Raw genomic sequence first — 18,743 nt, 5'->3', positions numbered from 1 at the left:
ACCTTTTAGGAGGATAGCGGCCATACTATCCTCTTTGCATTTATTATTTTTTAAAATTATTGGTGCTACTTCATCTTGAAGCTTGTTCACACATTCTCATTAAAAAAGAAGACTGTTTCACTCCCCTTAAACCGTCTATCTGTTTCTAGTTTGCTATTTTCTTCTCTTTGGATGCAGGAATTTTAATTTCAGAACGAAAGTATTGTTTATCTAAGATGGCAAGGAACGGAATCCAGATTACTACGACGATTGCTAAATTAACGAGTTGAAGAATTCCACCTGCTATTGAATTAGTAACAAGCATCCCACCGATAAATATGGGCGTAGTCCATGGGACGTGTACCCCTGTCGATACGGGGACAAGCCCTGTTGCCATGGAGAAATAGGTAACGATTGTTACAACAACTGGAGATAAAAGCCATGGAATGATAATTAAAGGGTTCATAACAATTGGCAAACCAAAAATAATCGGTTCATTTACGTTAAATATCGATGGTCCTCCCCCCAGCTTCCCAAGTTGTCGTAATTGCTTACTTTTGGTAATGAAAAAGATACCAAGAATAACGGCCATTGTCATTCCAGTTCCGCCCATTCCAACGATGAACGTATCAATGAACTGATTATTAACAATATTGGGCCGCTCTAAACCAGCGTTAAAGGCTTCAAGATTTTCTAAAGAAAGAGTCATCCAAATTGGGTCCATAATGGAATTCACAATGATTTGGCCATGCAGTCCAAAAAACCAAAATAACTGAATGATTAAAACGGCGATAATGGTTGCGGCAAGCCCGCTTCCAAGAGAGGTTAAAGGTTTTTGAATCACAGTGAAAATAAAATTTTGTACCGTTTCAAAGGAGGTGTAGCTAAATAGGATACGAATTAAGAGAAATATTGTTAAGGTGAAGGTAATAGGAATTAAAGAACTGAAAGATTTCGATACGGCCTCAGGCACACCATCTGGCATTTTTATGGTCCAGTTTTTTTGTAAAAAGAAACGATATAATTCAACCGATAAGAAAGCGGTGAAAATTCCTAAAAACAGACCTTGTGCACCTAATGCTGCAGAAGGAATAACACCAGAAACGCCTTCCAATACTTGTGGAGTTAAGATAATGAATGCCGCAATCGATGCGAAACCGCCATATAGCCCATCCATTTTATAATATTGCGTTAATTTAAAGCCAATCCCACATATTACGAATAGTCCCATAATACTTAATGTAGATGCAGAAGCTGGACCTAGCGCATTTTTATAAGAGGTAACAGCACCCTCATTCAGGATTTTATCTAAAAAGGGCAAATTAGCTAAAACAACAAAGATTGATCCAAATATAATCATAGGTAAAGCACTCATAAATCCGTCACGCAGTGCACCAAGATAACGATTTGTATTTAATTTCCGGGCTATTGGCAATAATATTTTTTCTAAAAAGGTAGTGAATTTATCCATTAACAACACTCCTCTAAATATTTTTTAAACGCTTACAAAAAAGAATGAAGCTTTAACGAAAGCCTGTTTGTAAAAAATATCTGTATGATAGCAATACTAAACTAAATTAGGAATGAATAAAGCACTCTTACTGGACCACCTCCCTTTTGCTAAAACATTTTCAACTATCTTTTTACTATTCAGTTTAGTTCAAGCTGTTTATAAACTACAGCTATGCTTTTTCCGTTTAATTTGGAAAATGTTATCTAGGACAATACAATAGTAGGTGAAACATAATCCTTGCTAATTCGTAAATACTTAGAGACATTCTTTAGGAGGGAGTTAAATGAACAGGGAAATTATTTTTGAAGAGGACGCTGCTGTACTGAAGATAAGAGGATTTATGATGCTGTTCACTTTCAAGCATAAAGTGAAGATGCCCTATAGCATGATTAAGAGTGTATTTGTTGATTATTTTGATCCACCGAAATGGATGATTCGTATGCCTGGAACTTCTATTTCGCCGTTAAATATATATGAAGGCTCTTATAAATACCAAGATGAATGGTATTTTTTATCTTACGAAGGAAGGATTCCAGTCGTAATCATCGAATTGGATAACCATGAGAAGTATCGCTATGTCATTTTCCAAATTGAAAATCCAACAGAGGTGGCAGCTGAGCTGAGGAGGAAAATGGCGGAAGCAGAGGGGCGGTACTACTGAGGTATGTCTTCAGTACAATCGTTCCTCTGAGGACTAACGAGGGGGAAATATACAGGTGAAATGGCATATAAAGAAATTTAATGAGTTAACAAACGTGGAATTATATACGCTTTTGAAAGAGAGAACGGCTGTTTTTGTGGTGGAGCAAAATTGTCCTTATTTAGAGGTGGATGGAAAGGATTTAGAATCGTTTCATCTTTTTGCTGAAAAACAGGGGGAGATTGTTGCGTATTTAAGAATTTTACCTCCAGGGGTGTCATATCCAGAGGCCTCTTTAGGGAGAATTTTTGTAAAGAAAGAATATAGAGGACAAGGATTTGCAGAAGAGCTTGTAAATCGCGGGATTGATTATATCAAGCAAGAGCTAAAAGAAGAGAGGATAAAAATTCAGGCACAGGACTATTTGCGGAACTTTTATCAGTCTTTTGGCTTTCAAGCCATATCAGAAGTATATTTAGAAGACAATATTCCTCATATTGATATGTTATTAAACGGAAAAATAGCGCAAACTAAGTAACGAAGATTAGATTTGAATACCTAATTTCGGTATAAAATACAGCATTCCTGCCTACCCTTTAATAATGCAAGGGGTGTTGTGAAATGTTCTACATAGAAATTATAGTAGCGATTCTTTTAATCTTGGCTTTTATGAAATACTTATGGACTAAAAAAGAAAATGATTATCAGACTACTCTGCTGGCTAATCATATCGAGTCAAGTGACGAGTTAAAAAAGACATTGGCAATGGGGCTTTATTTAAGGTTTTGTAAAGAGGAAAAAGACAATAACTATTCATCTATTTATTTAAAACAAGATCCTCGCCAATTTGAAAGGTTTGCTGCGGAAATTATGGAGAAGACAAGAGGCGGATCGACATGGGTGACTCCTCCGACAGGTGATTTTGGAGTAGACTTTGAACATGAAACAGAAAAAGGATTGTTTCTTGGACAAGTAAAATGTTATCAAGGAGATTTACCATTTGATTCAATTGCCCTGATTCATTCGAATATAATCAAACGAGGAGCTCAAGGTGGATATGTTATTACAACAGGCAGCTTTACATCTGCAGCTTATGAATATGCCAAAGGATTAAATGTTGAATTAATCGACGGTGTTAAGTTTGTGGAAAGCTGGTTAAGTAGTTTGAGCAAAGAGGAAAAAGAAATGAAGGAATTATTGCTCGTTTAAGGGAAGCAGAGGGACGGTTCATCTGAAGTTATGTATTCGGAAGAGCCATCTCTCTGCTTCTTTTTTAGATGTATTGGAAAATAGGAAAAAGGAATAATAATGGAAACGGTTCTGTCAAAAATGATTTGGAGGGGGATTTTTTATGAGGAAATTTACGTATGCTTTTCTGGCAGTATGTATGATATTGCTTGTTGCTTGTTCAGCAGATAAGAATAAAAAGGAAAATACGGATAATAACAAACAAGCAGATGAACAAAAGGTGAATGTGGATAAAGGTCTTTTAAATGTTGAAATCACACTGCCAGCCTCTTTGTTTGAAGGGGAAGATATTGATTCCGTAATTGCGGATGTAGAAAAAGAGGGCATTAAAGTTACTAAAAATGAAGATGGTTCCCTTACTTATAAAATGTCTAAGGCAAAACATAAAGAGATGATGAAGGAAATGGAAACCTCGTTAGAAGAATCCATTAAGGAAATAAAAGAGAGTGATGATTATGTGTCTATTAAGGATATCACGCATAATAAATCATTTTCTGAATTTACGTTAGTGGTTGATAAAAAGAAATATGAAGATAGTATGGATAGTTTTGCTATTTTTACCCTTGGAATAACAGGCATGATGTATCAAGTGTATAGTGGCGTAGACCCAGATGATTATCAAGTCAAGATTTGGACAAAAGACGAGGCTACAAAGAAAGTTTTGGATGAAACCATTTATCCTGATGATTTAGAAGAGGATTCGGATAAATAGAAGGAGTTTTTACATAGAGAAAAGTAAGGAGAATGAACATGAAAATTAAGCTACCCAATATTTTTAAGCTGTGTCTTACTAGTTTATTTATTATCGCTATTCTTGGAGGATGTGGACAAGATACCAAGGATGTAAAAATGAAAGAAGATCATGAAGGTCAGGAAGAAGCACAGACAAAAGAGTCAGATAAGAAAGAAGAAGCAAAATCAAAGCTCGGCACTCGAAGCAATCCAGTCCCATTGAAGAAGACAGTAACGGTTGATGATGAACTATATAATGACGAAGGGGAGTCTTTTCCCATAAAATTTGATTTAACCGTATTGGAAGTGACACGCGGAGAGGATGCTTATCAAAAATTGAAATCTATGAATGAATTCAATGAGCCTGCTCCAGATGGATATGAATGGCTTTTAGCAAAAACAAAAGTGAAGTTTACTGAATCGGCTACAAAAGATTTGTCCTTCTATATTGACGGAATAATGAATTTCGAAATGGTTAGTGAAAATGGGGATATATATAGTGGTGACATTCTCGGTACAACTGACCCTGAATTTAGTTATGAAATGTATGTAGGAAACGAAAAAGAAGGATATATCTCTGGGTTAGTGAAAAAAGGAGAAAAAGCGCAGCTACGCTATGAAGAGATGCTCGGGGGGAATGTGTTCTTGAATTTACAGTAGAAAAAGGAAGAGGGGAATCAGATTCTACTGATTCCCTATCGCACCACGTACTGAAGATGGTAACCATTTGAGAAAAACACGACAAATGCTGCGTTTGTGTGTGCCTAATGACAGGCTAACAAGTCTAAATTCCAAAAGGTCGATAATTCATCTCTATACACCTAGTATGTTAGCTGTTTGTTTAAAACATGATAGTTTTTTTCTCTAGATTATTATTTTCTAATTCTTGCTTATATATTGTTGGGTGAATTCATTTAATGAATACATCAGTGGAGCTCCTCTAATAAAATATGGATAACATTTTTGAATTATATAGATTGAGTCATTTTCTTTCATTATCTTATCAGACATAAGTGCATGCAGGTAGTTCCCTTTGTTAATGATAAATATACTAGATTCTAATATAACTAGTTCAATAATGGCTTAGTATCATAGTCAATTTCTCTGTCAACAACAGGCATTCCTTAATTAAAAGGAAAAACTCTCTCTATTTCCTTTCTTATTTCCTCCTCCAAATTCCCTATTTTTTAAAATTGTTAATATTATAATGTCGTATATGATAGAATAGTTGTAGAAAAAGAGAATATTAGTAGGACATAAGAATGAAAGTTTTATCATTTTATGTCCTGAATTTTGTTAATAGGGGGAAATGACAGAAAATCTATGAATAAAAACAGACAAATTTTTTACTTTTTTGTAGTTATTTTACTAGGTATGATATATGGCACAAATGTTACTAACGTCAAAGCAGCGCAAAATCCAACGATTAGCTATTCGTCACATGTTCAAAGCTATGGCTGGATGGATAGTGTATCTAATGGCAAGCTATCTGGAACGACAGGAAAAAGCAAACGAGTGGAAGCGGTTAAGATTGATTTGAAAAATAAACCATACTCAGGGAACATTACCTATAAAACTCATGTTCAAAGCTATGGTTGGATGAATAGTGTGAAAGATAATGCTATCAGTGGAACTACTGGAAAATCTAAACGGGTAGAAGCTATTCAAATTAACTTAACGGGAGAAATGGCGAAGCACTATGATGTATATTATCGTGTCCATGCCCAAAGCTATGGCTGGTTAGACTGGGCAAAAAATGGCCAGTCAGCTGGAACAGAGGGTCTTTCAAAGCGAGTGGAAGCGATGGAGATTGTCTTAGTGAAAAAAGGACAAGCAGCGCCTGGTTCCACAGCTAAGCCATTTGTAGCCAAGTTATCCGTAAATTATTCTGCACATGTTCAAAGCTATGGCTGGATGAATGCAGTCAAAAATGGAGCCACTGCTGGAACAACAGGAAAGAGTAAGCGAGTGGAAGGGATTAAAATTTCCTTGAATAATACTCCATACTCAGGTGGAATTACGTACAAGACACATGTTCAAAGTTACGGCTGGCTGGATTCAGTTTCAAATGGAGCAGTAAGCGGCACTACAGGAAAAAGTAAACGAGTAGAAGCTATCCAAATTAACTTAACAGGAGAAATGGCAAAGCATTATGATGTATATTATCGTGTCCATGCTCAAAGTTACGGCTGGCTTGGTTGGGCAAAAAATGGCCAACCAGCTGGAACTGCAGGGCTTTCGAAACGAGTGGAATCCATTCAGATTAAGCTTGTAGAAAAGGGAGAAAATCCACCTGGACCTACAGAAAGGCCATATATAACAGATCTATCCGTTGCTTATTCTACTTATGTTCAGAATAATGGCTGGACAAAAACAGTGAAAAACGGTGCATTATCAGGTACTTCTGGTCAGAATATGAGAATCGAAGCGATAAAGGTTGCTTTAAAAAATACTCCATACTCAGGTGGAATTAACTATAAGACAAATGTCCAAGGACATGGCTGGTTGAATGCTTCTGCCAATGGAGCTATAAGTGGTAAAGCTGGCGAAGGCAAACGTGTTGAGGCGATTCAAGTAAGCTTATCTGGAGAAATGGCGAAGCATTATGATGTGTATTATCGTGTGAATGCAAATGGTTATGGCTGGCTAGGTTGGGCAAAAAATGGTCAATCAGCAGGAACAGAAGGATTAGGTAAGCAAGTAGAGGGAATAAATGTGGTATTGGTAGAAAAAGGAGGAAAAGCTCCGGGTTCTACTTCTAAACCATTTTTAACAAAGCCTTCTGTCGCTTACGAAACCTATGTTCAATCTGATGGTTGGACAAAGACAGTGAAAAATGGCACATTAAGTGGTACACAAGGACAATCTAAACGGATAGAAGCAATAAAAATTAATCTTGAAAACTCTCCTTATAGTGGAAATGTTATATATTCTTCTAAAATGCAAGGTACAAATTGGTTGAGTAGTGTAACTAATAACGGTGTATCTGGTATCGAAGGCTATTCCAAACCGTTAGAAGCGGTAAAAATTAACCTATCTGGTGAAATTGCTAATTACTACGAGATCTATTATCGTGTACATGTTCAATCCTATGGCTGGCTGGGATGGGCAAAGAATGGAATGAAAGCCGGAACGGAAGATTTATTTAAGCGAGTTGAAGCAGTTGAGATAAAGCTTGTCGAAAAAGGAAAAGGAGAAGCTGTTAGTGAAAAGAACTCCTTTAAAACCAACCTGACTATACAAAATACAAACTATAATATTTCCTTTCAAGATGCATTAGCATTGCAAATGAAAGTTTCACCGCAGACAGATAAATACCGCAACGAAAAGGCATTTGCGAGCAAAGAGTATCTTGAACTGATGAACAAAGCGACAATCAATGAAAACGATGTGAAACTAAGAACTTCTCCAGAGTTAAAAGATGATAAAAATGTGGAGGAGAAAGTGAAGTCCGGTACGGCCATTCTCGTTTTAGATAACAATGTTAAAGGGGATAAAACCTCTAACAGCGAAAAATGGTATAAGATTGAATATAATGGAAAAGACCTATTTGTTCATAGCTCACTCGTGAAAATGGGAGCGAGAGTAGGAAGAGTAAATGCTGATACTCTAAATATTCGCTCAAAAGAAAGTACGACAAGTCATACCTATGGCACGGTAAAAAAGGGAACCGTATTAACGGTTATAGAAGAAAAAGACAAGTGGGTAGAAGTAAGCTACAATGCTTGGCGTAATGCTACTTCATCAGATGTAAAGTACTATCTAGATCCAGTCAATTTTTCTAAAGATAAAGTGCAGAGATTCCAATTCATGGACTTGACGAAATCAAGTCAAGTTCCAGTTAGTATTCTAAACCAATACCTTAAAGGGAAGGGAATTTTAGAAGGACAAGGACAAGCGTTTATTGATGCAGGGAAGAAGTATGGCATAAATGAAGTTTATTTAATGGCTCATACTTTATTAGAAACTGGAAACGGTAAATCCACGCTTGCAAAAGGAATAAAGTACAATAACAAAACAGTCTATAATATGTATGGTATCGGTGCATACGATGACTGTCCAGAAAAGTGTGGAGCAGAAGCCGCATACAAAAATGGCTGGGACACTCCATATAAAGCTATTTTGGGTGGAGCTGCCTTTATTGAAAATGGCTATATAGGCGGAAATAATGCCGATCGAATTGTACAAAATACGCTATACAAAATGCGTTGGAATCCAGAAAAAATGGTAAAATCTAAAGCGGCTGGGCATCAATACGCGACAGATATTGGCTGGGCCTCCAAACAGGTACAGGTGATGTCTGAAGTATACAACCTAAGACCGTACGTTCTATATTTAGATATTCCAGTATATAAGTAAGGGAGCAGAGGGACGGTTCTACTGTTACCCATTGGATTCTAATTTATAGGTAAAAGAAGAGGGAGCGGTTTAAAAACCGCCCCTTTTTTATTTTTTAACAAACATTTGTACCCATTCATAACCGCCTTCATCAAAACCTACACCGATATGCGTATACTTGTTATTTAGAATGTTTGCGCGGTGTCCTTCGCTATTCATCCAAGCGTTTACTACTTCTTCTGGTGTGCGTTGTCCTTGAGCAATATTTTCACCGGCTGACTCGTACGTAATTCCAAAGTCTCTCATCATGTCAAATGGAGATCCATAAGTGGGGCTTGTATGTGAGAAATACCCTTTGTCATTCATATCTTTTGCTTTCATATCCGCTACATTATTTAATTCTGGATACGCTTGTAAATCAGGAAGTCCTTGTTTTTTTCTTTCAGCGTTTGTTAAGTCTATTACTTCCGACACAAAGTTACTCGGTTCTTTTTTTGCCGTATTATTAGGTGCTGTATTATTATTAGGTGTTGTTTGCGGAGCTGATTGAGCACCTGGCTGCGTACCTTGATTTGCTTGTTGTTGCTGCTCTGTAGCCTGTTGCTGTGGTGTCGCTTTTTGCACTTGTTGTCCATTAGTTGCATTTGGATTATTTGAATCATAAGTTCCGACAATTGTCCGGAATTCGTATTTAGCATTTTGAATTTTTACAGGTTGTGTATGCGGATATTTATTACTATTTACATTTGTTGTTAAGCTAGAAATTGTAGAATCATTATAACGATCCATATTCATGTCTGAAGCTTCACGGTCATTATTGTTACATCCAGCTAGCATAAGGAAAGGCATGCAAGCAAGGATTGATAATATATTTTTAAACTTCATCATCATTTTGCTCCTTTTATTAAGATATTTACTTTTTTATTTTTTCATCTTTTCATCAAAATACAAATGGGAATTAAAAACAAATGCAGAGAGACTGTTCTTCTGTTTGCTTTTCCCATAAATTGGAGTATGGGGGTGACTCATTAGAACCGTCCCTCTGAATCCATACTAATGGCAGGAGGAACTTGAGTCTTTTTCATCAGATGGAAATAAAGGAAGTGGATGGGGAGTATACGCTTATTTTGCATTTAAGGAAGCAGCAATCCTGTTATGATAACTTTTAATAGGTCTCATCTTTACTTCGGCAATACGAAATTGTATATTCCTCAATTGATAAAACCCAAAGAAATTTAAGCATAGTGTCTCCTAGTTACTTTGATATAAATGCGGATGGCCCGTAAATACGTCGGCGGGAATATAAACATCAAGGACAGTCATTCAAAGAGCTAACCTACAGTCAGGTAACTTATTTTTGGCACCATTTCTCATGTAGGAATTTATCTGGGAGAAAATCAATTTATTTCTGCTACTAGTATAAAAGGCATTGCTGTTTATTTTATGGATAACACTTATTGGTTTCAAAATGAGAAGACGATACTCTTGTTCCCAAAAGAAAGGGGAAGTGAGCATATCGTCCCTAATTTTCATCATTTTCTCATTTTTATCGTATAAAATACAAAAGTGTTTAAAATACCCATAAAAAATAAAGAAGGAGAGCGCAAAAAATGGAGAAGAGAGTAAGGAAAAAAAGGAAGAAAAAATTATGGATTATTGTATGGTCGATTATCGGGATACTTATAATAGGGGCAGGGTCTTATATTTATTATTTATTTCATTCTGTAGAACAGGCAGCGAATGAAATGTATGAGCCGCTTGCAGAGGATTCAAATTCAGCAAAAAAGGAAAGGGAAGAGAAGCTTTCGCATCAAAAGCCAATTTCTATTTTATTAATGGGGATAGATCAAAGAAAAGGGGATGTTGGAAGATCCGATACCCTTATTGTAATGACGCTAAATCCGAAAAATGAGAAGATGCAAATGGTAAGTATTCCACGTGATACCAAAACAGAAATTATCGGAGATGGGCGAGTAACAAAAATAAATGCTGCTTATGCTTATGGCGGCGTTAAAATGGCCAAGGATACAGTGGAAAATTTCACTGGTGTAAAGATGGACTATTATATCCAAGTCAATATGGAAGCGTTAAGTGATCTTGTTGATGCTATAGGCGGAATCACCGTTCAAAATGATTTGGATTGGATTGATGAAGGTTATTATAAAAAAGGCTATCATTATGAAAAAGGTACATTAACTTTAAATGGACCACAAACATTAGGATTTGTAAGAATGCGTCACCTAGATCCAAACGGGGATTTTGGCAGAAATGAAAGACAGCGCAAAGTTATTAGTGCGATAATTGACAAGGCTACAGGAATATCTACTGTTACCCATTTTAATGAAATACTCGACGCTCTTGGAGCAAATGTAAAAACAAATATTACCTTTGACCAGATGATGACGATACAGAAAAATTACCGAAGTGTGCGTAAATCAGTAGAGCAGTATGAGGTTACCGGACAAGGAACACCGCCTGGACAAACATACTATTTAAATGTTCCTGATGAAGAAAAGGCAAAAGTTCATGATATGTTGACAGAGAATTTAAAGTAAATGGACGAAAAAAGGGTATTAACTATGAATAGTTAGCACCCTTTTTTGTTTTCAGAGGAATGGTTCTCTTGTTTAGATTCCCGCAATGAACGAAAAATGGAAATAAAGATCCATCTCACTGCTTTCCCATGATTATTATAATTTTTTAGCCTTATTTTACATCTTTTGTTTGAATGAACTCTGTATTCATGATGCCGTCAAAATCGACCGGTCGTAATTCGTACCAACCTTTAATGCTTGGCCAAACTGTTAGCTCTACTCCCGCCTCTTCATAATGGTTCACTTTAATTGCATTAACAGAAGGACGAGCATATGTTGTGACATTTTTTAATGTTTTCACTTTTTTCATCTATTTATTCCCTTTCTTACTTTTATCCTCAAGTTTAACTTCCAATGAAATATTGCTAAGAGGTTTCGTGTAAAATGGTTGAATAGAATAAACTTTTCCAAACGAATGTAGAGAAGGAATTATATCATGTTTTTTAAGGAACTCAGCTCGAGAAGAGCCTAACCTTCTTCTTTTTACATAGCCATTAACAGTTGCCTCTACAAATAGGTCCCAAACCCCAACAAACTTTTCATCAAAGAGTATTTCTTGATAATCTACCACAAATGTAAATTTTTCTTGTATACCTGGGAATTGATTTTTATGATGTACTTCTAAGCCTGTTGGTCTGTGGACTAAACGTAGTTCATATTCCACATCCTGGTTAATTAATAAACTTTGTGTCATTTGCCCATTAATTGTGAATGTTCTATCATCAAATTCTAATTCGGAAATAAACACATTAGAAGTGTTAAATTGATTTACAACATGTTCTTCATCATAGGAAATTTCTTTAGAAACTTTTCTTAACCTTGCATAGATAAAGCCGTTTTCCACTTTCGAAATGTCATTTGCGGTTACTTTGTTTATATGACGATGAATGGCTAATAATTTATCCACATCATTTTCTTTAGCTACCTTTAGTAAATATTGAAATCTAGAATGCATAGAAGCAATAAGGTCATCTCCTACATGATTATCAATAAATAATTTGGTCTCATTTAACCAATCTTTTTTCTGTTCTTTGTTTAGCAAACCAGATAGTAGATGGCCTTTTAATCTACTTGCATGTAAGAATCGATTTAAAAAGGCTATCTTAAGCTCCCTTTTATAAATAGCATTCAGACTGCTATTTTCAAGAAACTCCATAATACGGTTGAAGGAGAAGAAAAATTCATTTGCAGGAAAATATTTCAGGCTTAAATTTTCATTTCCTCTTGCGACCACATAATAGTAATCATAGTCTGATAGCACGGTTATTACTTTAGCATTTATGAAGCATTGCATTACAAATAGCTGATCTTCTCCAACTACTGCTTTGGGATGGAATTGAAAACCATTTTCTTTAACAAATTGTAAATTGAACATTTTATGGGGAGCTAAACTATACACTAGATTATCCTCAATGATATCCGCGTTGTATCTATTGCCTTTTTTAAACATAGATTGAGGAACTACCCGACCGTTTACCCCTACATATTTTCCAAAAATAACGTCTGACTTATGTTCTGTTGCTGCATTATAAAATCTTTCTAATGTTTCTTCACCTAAAAAATCATCATTATCTAAAAATAAGATATACTCTCCTCTAGCTGCTTCAATGGCATCGTTTCGAGGAATCATAGGACCGCCTGAATTTTCCACACGATCAATTAGGATTAAATTACTCATCTTCTTTTGATATTCATTTATTACACCTAAACTATTATCTGTAGAACGATCATTGACACAGATAATTTCGAAATCGGCAGCATCCATTGTTTGGTTCATTAATGAATCTAATGTAACATTTAAATGTCGAGCCGCATTATAAATTGGAATAGCTATCGTTACTTTCAATTACTTACCCTCCAAAATTACATGTTTCCTTTTATTCATAAGATTTATCATACCACACTTTTTGCGATAAATAATTATCTTCTTTATTACAATAGTTAAGTTTATGATAGGACTATACAGTGTTCTATTTACCTAATTCAAAAATAGTATAATACTATTTCCTTTTAATTACTACCATTTATATCCTTTATAATAGAGGAAACTAATAAGTTTGATGAAAGAAGACGTTATATCCTTAAAATTTGATTACAACAATAGGTTTTTCTATTTGTAGAAAATACAATCTTTTTCCATAGTAGGAAGGAATTCAATAAAGATTTTTGACTTTTTCTATCATTATTGCTAATTTTTATATGTAGCATTCATTTCCATCGTTTTTTTCTATTAATTACTAGCTAAAAATTATTTTTTGATTACATTCATATAAGTTGTTATTTATTTAGGGTAAAATAAAATTGTAAGCTTAAAAGAAAAGGAGAATTTCTTACATGAAAGGAATTATACTAGCTGGCGGAAGCGGGACAAGACTTTATCCACTTACTTTAGTGACAAGTAAACAGCTTTTACCGATTAATGATAAACCAATGATCTATTACCCCCTATCTACTTTAATGTTGGCGGGAATTAAAGATATTTTAATTATTTCTACACCCGAGGACACCCCTCGATTTGAAGCACTGCTAGGTGACGGTTCTCAATTTGGCATTACCTTGCAGTATAAAGTGCAGCCAAAGCCAGAAGGACTTGCTCAAGCATTTATTATTGGGGAAGAATTCATTGGCGATGATTCGGTTGCGATGATTTTAGGTGATAATATATATTATGGAAGCGGAATGAGAAAAATCCTCCAACGTGCAGCACAAAAGGAACACGGGGCAACCGTATTTGGCTACCATGTTCAGGATCCGGAACGCTTTGGTGTAGTAGAATTTAATGAAGACGGAAAAGTGTTAAGCGTGGAAGAAAAACCAGAAGTGCCTAGGTCTAATTATGCGATTACAGGTCTCTATTTTTATGACAATCGAGTAGTAGATATTGCAAAAAAAGTCCAGCCATCTCATCGTGGAGAGCTAGAAATTACGTCTATTAATGAAGCGTACTTGCAGCTTGGAGAATTAGAAGTAGAGTTACTTGGCAGAGGCTATACATGGTTAGATACAGGAACGCATCAAAGTTTATTAGAGGCTTCTAATTTTGTTCGGACAATTGAGGACCATCAAGGAATTAAGATTGCTGCACCAGAGGAAATTGGTTACATAAATGGTTGGATTACCAATGATTTGCTAATTGAACAGGGGAATCTTTACTCTAAAACAGGCTATGGACAATATTTATTAAAAGTGGCAAAAGGCGATATTAAATATTAAGTAGATTTGAGGTGCATAGGATGCAAATTACAGAAACATTTATTCAAGGATTAAAAGTAGTGGAACCAAAAGTATTCGGGGATCATCGCGGCTGGTTCATGGAAACCTATAATGAAGAAATCTTCCAAAAGGCAGGAATCGATATTCGTTTTGTCCAAGATAATCAATCGTTTTCGGCAACAAAAGGAACACTTCGCGGCTTACATTATCAATTAAACCCGAAGGCACAGACAAAATTAGTCCGCTGTACAAAAGGGGCTATTGTTGATGTGGCGGTAGATATTCGCAAAGGTAGCCCTACGTTCGGTAAGTGGTTTGGAATCGAGCTTTCTGCTGAAAATAAAAAGCAATTATTAATCCCACAAGGGTTTGCGCACGGATTTATGACGATTACGGATGATGTGGAAGTGCAATATAAAGTCGACAACTTATACGCCCCTGATTGTGATCGAGGAATTAGTTGGAATGATCCTGAAATTGGCATTGAATGGCCATTAGAAATTACGCCGGTTCTTTCAGAAAAAGATGAAAAAGCACCATTATTGAAAGATGCTGATAATAATTTTACTTTTGGTGAGAATAAATGAAGATTTTAGTGACAGGCTATTCCGGTCAATTAGGTTATGATGTGGTATTAGAAGGAAAAAAGCGTGGATTTGATATGATTGGCGTCGGTCATAAGGAACTGGATATTACGCAAGAAGAGCAGGTGCGAAACTATATACATACCGTAAAGCCAGATGTGGTCATACATTGTGCTGCTTATACGGCAGTCGATAACGCAGAGGATAACAAGGATGTCTGCTTTGATGTGAATGTAAATGGGACAAAGTACTTGGCAGCGTCGGCTAAAAGCGTGGATGCTAAATTTATTTACATTAGCACCGATTATGTCTTTGAAGGAACAGGGACAGAGCCTTTCACAGAAGAAGATGCAGCTAATCCAGTTGGCTACTATGGAATAACGAAATATGAAGGTGAAAAAGCTGTACAAAGCTTATTAGATAACTACTTCATTGTCCGTATTTCTTGGGTATTTGGCATCAACGGCAATAACTTTATTAAAACGATGCTTCGTTTGGCGGAAACAAGAAAGGAATTGAATGTAGTCGGGGATCAATATGGCTCTCCTACGTATACATTTGATTTAGCGAAGCTATTACTAGATATGGCTGAAACGGAGAAGTATGGCGTGTATCATGCTTCTAATGAAGGATTTACTACATGGGCAGACTTTGCGAAAGAAATTTTTCAAGTAGCAGGAAAAGCCGTGAAAGTAAATAGCATTACGACTGAAGAATACCCGACTAAAGCTGTTCGTCCAAAGAATTCCCGGATGTCAAAGGACAAGTTAGAGAAGAATGGATTTACTCGTCTTCCTGCATGGCAGGATGCATTAACGCGATATATCGCTGAATTACAAGAAGAGGTGAATTAAATGGCAAGAAAGAAAGTACTAGTAACAGGTGGAGCAGGATTTATCGGCGGTAACTTTGTTCAATATATGGTCAACAAATATCCCGATTATGATATCTATAATTTAGATTTATTAACCTATGCAGGAGATTTAACGAAGCATAAGGAAATCGAAGCGAAGGATAACTATCATTTCGTAAAGGCAGATATCGCAGATCGTGACGCCATTTTCGCACTTTTTGAAAAAGAAAAGTTTGATTATGTTACTCATTTTGCAGCAGAAAGCCATGTCGATCGTTCGATTACCAACCCTGAAATTTTCGTGGTTACTAATGTACTAGGTACACAAGTATTACTGGATGCGTCAAAGGCAATTGGGGTAACAAAATTTGTTCATGTATCGACAGATGAAGTATATGGTGAATTGGATTTTGATCCAACGACCTTCTTTACAGAAGATACACCATTACAGCCAAATAGCCCATACAGTGCAAGTAAAGCATCCTCCGATATGCTTGTTCGTGCCTATCATGAAACATTTGGCTTGCCAATCAATATTACGCGTTGTTCCAACAACTATGGACCATACCATTTCCCAGAGAAATTAATTCCATTAACGATATCTCGCGTGTTGAATGAACAAAAGATTCCTGTTTATGGAGACGGTAAAAACATTCGTGACTGGTTACACGTATTAGATCATTGTGCGGCAATTGATTTAGTGCTGCATGAAGGTGCAAATGGAGAAGTATACAATGTTGGCGGTCATAACGAACGTACAAACCTAGAAGTAGTAAAAACAATCATTAGTACACTAGGCAAGTCAGAAGACTTAATCGAATTCGTAACGGATCGACTAGGACATGATAAACGCTATGCGATTGACCCAACAAAATTAGAAGCATTAGGCTGGAAACCAACCTATACATTTGAGTCTGGCATTGCCCAAACGATCCAATGGTATTTAGACAACAAGGAATGGTGGGAGCAAATCATCAGCGGGGAGTATCAGAATTATTTTGAGAAACAGTATACATTGTAATGCTCTAACCTAGCATTAGCAGTTTGGTCATAATAGAAACAAAAGGGGCCGTCTAATAGTGAATTATTCACTATTAGACGGCCCTCTTTAATTTAAGTATGTTACTGAAATTGAATGTTTATATTAAGAAATATGAAGAATTACAGATTCTAAATTAGTCTTTCTGCCTTCAAAAACAGTAGTAATAGAGTATCTTCCGGCAGGAATGTTTAATGTTGTGATTACTTTCGCTTCTTCCCCATTACCAATTAGAAGTGCTTTTCCTTTGATTTCATTGTTGTCTCCAAATTCCTTTAAGACAATCGATCCTTTAATTTCTGTTGAACCAAACACTTCTATATTTGGTAGCTTTATTATAATAATAGTTTTATTTTTTTCACTTTCAATTTTAATATCTTCAGTTTTAGGGTTGGAAACTTTAATAACACTATGAACTTTACTTCCAATATCAAGGCTAAGTAAATTAGCTTTATTTGTATAGGACACAGCTGTTTTCCCATTAACTAGGGCAGCTTCTATATATCCTTCTGGTCCTACAATTCCTCGATGGAAGGTTCTGCCGAGTGCAGTGAATCTTGCAGCTATATCCCATGGATTTTGTCTTAAAGGAGAACCCATAGCTCCATTTTCTAGATTAATGGAAAATTGCATGTTCCCTGTAAAGGTTACTTTTGAGTCAGGGAAATGCTTTATTTCTACACTAGATGAATTTACAGGAGTTTTCCAAGTAACTCTTGTGTTTCGATCTTTTATACTTGCTTCAAAGGAATGTGTATCTATTTCCTCCGTCAGATCTAAATAGTGCTCTGGAATTATTTCCTTTAATTCAGAAGGGATGGAACTATAAATTTTATCATCCTTACTCTCTAATAAATACGGACGTTTTTCATCCATTGACATTTCTGCTTCTACATCTAATGAGAGCATCCCATCTTGCCATTGGACATTTTTCGCATAAGGTCTAGCAGTTAGGTCATTATCTTCTTTAGCTAATAACTTTAAAGCATCTAATTGGTTATTTCTTAATAAATAAGAACGTAATTGATTAACTTTATTTAATTTGTCATCAATATATAAAGGAATTAAGTCCTCAGCAACTTTTCTTGCATAATCAAATTCAATCTGAATTCGGTCCTCTGATTCATCAAGTAACCAATTCCCTAGGATTCCAAGTACCCTTGTTTGATACCAATGTTTTAGCATAAAATCAAGATCTTCTTTATTTGTAATAGTCTCTGTAAAAAACGTAATCAATTTACGAATTTGATCCCATTTTTCATGAGGATCTCTTTCGAAACTATTAGAGCTATTAACACCTGTATCAATCCAATAATAAGTAGGATAATCTGCTAAAATTGCAACTTTAGCTCCACATGTAAAAACCTTTGTATTAAAATAAACATCTTCCCATAAGACTCTAGCACCTTCATTGAACGTTATATTATGTTCTAATAAAAATTCCCTGCGATAAAATTTATGTGGAGTCATCGGCAAGAGAGACTGAATTCCAAGTTTTTCAGCAGATGGATCATTTTCTTTGAATTGTTCCCATCCCCAAGTCCATCCTTTTGTTCTAACTTCTTTAGCATTAACGACATCGGCATTATTTGCTGTCCCATATGCATAAACCCTTTCGAATGCCTCTGGATAAACTGTATCATCATGATCTAAATAAAGAATATAATGGCCATGTGCTAATTTAGTTCCCACATTTCGCGGTCTACTTCCCCAGCCCGAATTAGGTATTTGCTGCACAATCATATTTGATCGCTCTTTAGCCATGCTCTTAAGAACATCATAAATATCTGTAGTAGATCCGTCATCAATAATGATAATTTCATATTCATCTTTATCCATCGTTTGAGCATCAATAGATTTAATCAAGCGGTCTAAAGCTTTTAAATCCGTGTTGTATGTAGGTATCATTACACTTATTTTAATTATTTTTTCCTGCTTTGCAGATTCCTTTGAAAGGAATAAACTCTTAATCTTTCTTAAACTGCTACGGTACAACGGTATATCCTCCAA

Annotated in this window: 17 protein-coding genes; 12 read left to right on the top strand and 5 right to left on the bottom strand. The window is 35.8% G+C overall.

Translation table 11 applies throughout. The features are described 5' to 3' along the window. Positions 1-145: 145 nt before the first annotated feature. Positions 146-1,450 carry a PTS cellobiose transporter subunit IIC gene (gene celB, locus NSS71_RS16005; protein ID WP_047944461.1) on the bottom strand — a complete coding sequence of 435 codons (1,305 nt, stop codon included), beginning with the start codon at positions 1,448-1,450 and terminating at the stop codon, positions 146-148. A 325-nt stretch (positions 1,451-1,775) separates the two neighbouring features. On the opposite strand from celB, the gene NSS71_RS16000 reads away from it, so the two are divergent. From NSS71_RS16000 to NSS71_RS15975, 6 genes are all read left to right on the top strand, one after another. After that, positions 1,776-2,153, top strand: coding sequence for a hypothetical protein (locus tag NSS71_RS16000; protein ID WP_095259283.1), 378 nt, complete (start codon positions 1,776-1,778; stop codon positions 2,151-2,153). Positions 2,154-2,208: 55 nt separating this feature from the next. Next, on the top strand, positions 2,209-2,670 hold the full coding sequence (locus NSS71_RS15995; RefSeq protein ID WP_336045138.1) for a GNAT family N-acetyltransferase: 462 nt from the start codon (positions 2,209-2,211) through the stop codon (positions 2,668-2,670). Between the two features lie 83 nt (positions 2,671-2,753). Continuing rightward, on the top strand, positions 2,754-3,341 hold the full coding sequence (locus NSS71_RS15990; protein WP_061798124.1) for a restriction endonuclease: 588 nt from the start codon (positions 2,754-2,756) through the stop codon (positions 3,339-3,341). Positions 3,342-3,483: 142 nt separating this feature from the next. Continuing rightward, positions 3,484-4,092 carry a hypothetical protein gene (locus tag NSS71_RS15985; protein ID WP_061798122.1) on the top strand — a complete coding sequence of 203 codons (609 nt, stop codon included), beginning with the start codon at positions 3,484-3,486 and terminating at the stop codon, positions 4,090-4,092. A 38-nt stretch (positions 4,093-4,130) separates the two neighbouring features. Beyond that, the gene (locus NSS71_RS15980; RefSeq protein ID WP_061798121.1) at positions 4,131-4,772 is read left to right on the top strand and encodes a hypothetical protein; all 642 of its coding nucleotides are present in this window, start codon (positions 4,131-4,133) and stop codon (positions 4,770-4,772) included. A 663-nt stretch (positions 4,773-5,435) separates the two neighbouring features. Further along, positions 5,436-8,471 carry a glucosaminidase domain-containing protein gene (locus tag NSS71_RS15975; RefSeq protein WP_053215797.1) on the top strand — a complete coding sequence of 1,012 codons (3,036 nt, stop codon included), beginning with the start codon at positions 5,436-5,438 and terminating at the stop codon, positions 8,469-8,471. Positions 8,472-8,558: 87 nt separating this feature from the next. Here the strand turns inward: NSS71_RS15975 and NSS71_RS15970 are convergent, their stop codons facing one another. Next, positions 8,559-9,338, bottom strand: coding sequence for a CAP domain-containing protein (locus NSS71_RS15970; protein ID WP_235850142.1), 780 nt, complete (start codon positions 9,336-9,338; stop codon positions 8,559-8,561). Positions 9,339-9,803: 465 nt separating this feature from the next. Here NSS71_RS15970 and NSS71_RS25720 point away from each other — a divergent pair, with 465 nt between their 5' ends. Both NSS71_RS25720 and NSS71_RS15965 read left to right on the top strand, forming a co-directional pair. After that, positions 9,804-10,007 (top strand): NlpC/P60 family protein, encoded by a 204-nt coding sequence (locus NSS71_RS25720; protein ID WP_095259294.1) that lies wholly within the window; start codon positions 9,804-9,806, stop codon positions 10,005-10,007. Between the two features lie 53 nt (positions 10,008-10,060). Next, on the top strand, positions 10,061-11,005 hold the full coding sequence (locus NSS71_RS15965; RefSeq protein ID WP_047944456.1) for an LCP family glycopolymer transferase: 945 nt from the start codon (positions 10,061-10,063) through the stop codon (positions 11,003-11,005). A 151-nt stretch (positions 11,006-11,156) separates the two neighbouring features. Here NSS71_RS15965 and NSS71_RS15960 read toward each other — a convergent pair whose 3' ends face one another. Continuing rightward, positions 11,157-11,354, bottom strand: coding sequence for a hypothetical protein (locus NSS71_RS15960; protein ID WP_047944455.1), 198 nt, complete (start codon positions 11,352-11,354; stop codon positions 11,157-11,159). Further along, complete coding sequence (locus NSS71_RS15955) at positions 11,355-12,890, bottom strand: glycosyltransferase family 2 protein (protein WP_053215796.1); 1,536 nt, start codon at positions 12,888-12,890, stop codon at positions 11,355-11,357. Between the two features lie 488 nt (positions 12,891-13,378). Here NSS71_RS15955 and rfbA point away from each other — a divergent pair, with 488 nt between their 5' ends. Genes rfbA through rfbB form a run of 4 tightly spaced genes read left to right on the top strand, consistent with a single transcriptional unit; the run spans position 13,379 to position 16,715 of the window. Further along, positions 13,379-14,257: a glucose-1-phosphate thymidylyltransferase RfbA gene (gene rfbA / locus NSS71_RS15950; protein ID WP_047942549.1), complete on the top strand. Its 879-nt coding sequence runs from the start codon at positions 13,379-13,381 to the stop codon at positions 14,255-14,257. 20 nt (positions 14,258-14,277) lie between these two features. After that, positions 14,278-14,844 (top strand): dTDP-4-dehydrorhamnose 3,5-epimerase, encoded by a 567-nt coding sequence (gene rfbC / locus NSS71_RS15945; RefSeq protein WP_047944454.1) that lies wholly within the window; start codon positions 14,278-14,280, stop codon positions 14,842-14,844. After that, positions 14,841-15,695 (top strand): dTDP-4-dehydrorhamnose reductase, encoded by an 855-nt coding sequence (gene rfbD, locus NSS71_RS15940; protein WP_047944453.1) that lies wholly within the window; start codon positions 14,841-14,843, stop codon positions 15,693-15,695. Before rfbC ends, rfbD begins: the two co-directional genes overlap by 4 nt. Continuing rightward, a complete protein-coding gene (gene rfbB, locus NSS71_RS15935) occupies positions 15,696-16,715 on the top strand; it encodes a dTDP-glucose 4,6-dehydratase (protein ID WP_047944452.1) in 1,020 nt (339 codons plus the stop codon). A gap of 123 nt (positions 16,716-16,838) precedes the next feature. Here rfbB and NSS71_RS15930 read toward each other — a convergent pair whose 3' ends face one another. Then, on the bottom strand, positions 16,839-18,728 hold the full coding sequence (locus tag NSS71_RS15930; RefSeq protein WP_235850608.1) for a glycosyltransferase family 2 protein: 1,890 nt from the start codon (positions 18,726-18,728) through the stop codon (positions 16,839-16,841). Positions 18,729-18,743 lie beyond the last annotated feature (15 nt).

It is taken from the genome of Niallia sp. FSL W8-0951, assembly GCF_038006525.1.
Lineage (GTDB): Bacteria > Bacillota > Bacilli > Bacillales > Cytobacillaceae > Niallia > Niallia circulans.
Note: the sequence above shows the minus strand (reverse complement) of the source record. Positions and strands in the feature narration are given on the sequence as shown.